Consider the following 2076-nt stretch of genomic DNA (forward strand, 5'->3'; position numbering starts at 1 on the left):
CTCGCGGAAGAGGATCGCAACCATGGCCGAGGTGTCGATGATCATTTCGGCAGGCCGTTCTCGTCATAGAGGAGTTCGGCATGATCGATGCAAGGCCGCTTCACATGCACGGCTGTGCGATCGGCGATCGCCAGCAGTTCTTGCACGTGTTCGACGAGCTTCGCCGGCGCGTAGGCGAGATAGAATTTGCTTCCGACCCAAGTGTGGGAAACATTCGGATCGGATGTCCCGAGTCCAATAGCTCCGGAGCATTGGCGCTCAGGCGCAGGTGCCTTCGATCAGGTGGATCTGCGTGCCCGTCGGTAGCACGCGCGTCAGCGCGTATCCGGCGGCCGCGAACAAGCTGACAAATTCGTCGTGACTGCGTTCTCGGCCGCCCGCAGCAACGAGCATATTGAGGTCACTGAACTTTTCGGCGGGCGCAATGTTTGGAGCACCGATGATCCGCTCCAGCACCAACACCGTGCCCGCGGTTGCCTACGTAATTGGACGCAGCCATGCAGTCCCGATTATGCCGATACAGCCCGCCGGCGCTGCGCACCTGACCCCAGGAACGCTGGCTGGCGGGGCATAATTCGGAAGGCGGCATAATAGATTTCTCTGCAGTTCAACCTGGAGAAGCGGCTGTCTGACGCTGAGCTGCCGATTGCGGGACTATTTCTCTGGGCGCTTGCGCATGGTCTTGAACTGCTACTCATTGATGGTGAAGTCGTGCCAGATGAATACCGCAAAGACATAGTTCATCGGGTTCTCCAGCTTGCTGGGACCGGTCTCGACGGCGCTCGGGCGTGAAGGTCTCGCTCGAATCCTTAAGGTCATGGGGGCCGACTTTGCTCGATTTTCCACCTCGGCTTGGGGTCAAAGGATATTTGTTGGCCCGGGCGCACCGCGGACGCCGTGCACAGAATTGGAACAATGGGTATTTCTGGAGAAGATCGCACGGGAGAAGCGCAGACAGCCTTGCGACCGATCGTCGGACTGACAGCGAACCTTCCGAAAGACATCCTCGAAACGATTGTCGTCGAGGCAATCCACAAGCATCGCCTCCTTCGCGACATTGCCGAGTTATACGTACCGACTATGCCGGCCGATTGAGGATGCGGTCAGATCAGGCCGAGCTTCGTCGCGAGTGCCGTGGCTTGGGCGAGACTTCCCGCATCGAGCACCTTGCGGGCGTTGTTGAGATGAAAATTCACGGTCGCGAACGACATGTTTTCGAGGGTGGCGATCGACTTCATCGGCTTTCCCTCAGCCGACCATTTGAGGCAGAGGGTCTGCTTGGCCGTCAGCTCGAAAGTTGGCTGCGCGGTCGGCTTCACATTGTGTGCTTCAAGCTTGGCATGCAGGAACGCGACCGCCGTGACGGCGGCGATCTGATCGATATCCTTATCGAGGGTCAAGGACGGTTTGCTCGATGCGAGCGTCAGCATTGACATGTGCCGGCAGGCGGTCCGTATCGGGATGCTGATACCCGATCTGATCCCGAAGTCGCCGGCCTCGGAATAGAAGCGCCGAACCTCCTTCGTTTCCGAATGGCGGGAGCCTCCGGAGCACCAGGTGAATGCGCGCAAAGTCGTGCTGGCGGTTTTTACGACCGGATCAATCGTCGTGTAGTCGCTGTCGAAATAGTGCTTCAGCCACTCCGGCGAATAATTCGAGTAGGCATAAGTTCTGGATGGCTGGATGTAGAGATAGGCGTAGCAGTCAAAGCCCAATTCCTCCACGAGATCCGGCAGCGCTTCCCTCAGAACTTCCTGCGTTCTCGCGGCAGAAGTGACGTCCGTCAGTCTCTGAAACCAGGTTTTTAGGTCCATTCTCCTCGTATCCATTGTTTCTCTGAAGACTTCTTTCCGGCGGCGAGCACCCGGCTCGATTCGGCGCAGGACGCAGTGATGGTGAGATTGAGGTCGGGTGGCGGTGCCGGCTGTGAACGGTAAAAGCTGGCGATCTTCCCATGCCCTACAACGATTTTCGCCGCGCCGCTTCTTGTGTGCACATTGTCGCGAGGGTTCCACGTGAAGCGCTACGCGGTTCGGTTCACCGCGAGATCCTCGCGACACATCGCGGACAGAAAGA

General features: G+C 58.3%; 4 protein-coding genes. 1 reads left to right on the forward strand and 3 read right to left on the reverse strand.

Going from position 1 to position 2076, the window contains the following annotated elements:
- Window positions 1–258: 258 nt before the first annotated feature.
- Window positions 259–462, reverse strand: a complete 204-nt coding sequence (locus tag CWO89_RS43475; RefSeq protein WP_130232041.1) for a methyltransferase — start codon at window positions 460–462, stop codon at window positions 259–261.
- A gap of 228 nt (window positions 463–690) precedes the next feature.
- On the reverse strand, window positions 691–819 hold the full coding sequence (locus CWO89_RS49005; protein WP_283813588.1) for a hypothetical protein: 129 nt from the start codon (window positions 817–819) through the stop codon (window positions 691–693).
- A 96-nt stretch (window positions 820–915) separates the two neighbouring features.
- Between CWO89_RS49005 and CWO89_RS49870 the strand changes: the two genes are divergently transcribed.
- Window positions 916–1095: a transcriptional repressor TraM gene (locus CWO89_RS49870; protein WP_130231922.1), complete on the forward strand. Its 180-nt coding sequence runs from the start codon at window positions 916–918 to the stop codon at window positions 1093–1095.
- An 8-nt stretch (window positions 1096–1103) separates the two neighbouring features.
- Here the strand turns inward: CWO89_RS49870 and CWO89_RS43485 are convergent.
- Window positions 1104–2076, reverse strand: a 973-nt coding sequence (locus tag CWO89_RS43485; RefSeq protein ID WP_245476846.1) for an autoinducer binding domain-containing protein, incomplete at its 5' end; no start/stop codon positions are given.

The organism is Bradyrhizobium sp. Leo170, assembly GCF_004296405.1.
GTDB lineage: Bacteria > Pseudomonadota > Alphaproteobacteria > Rhizobiales > Xanthobacteraceae > Bradyrhizobium.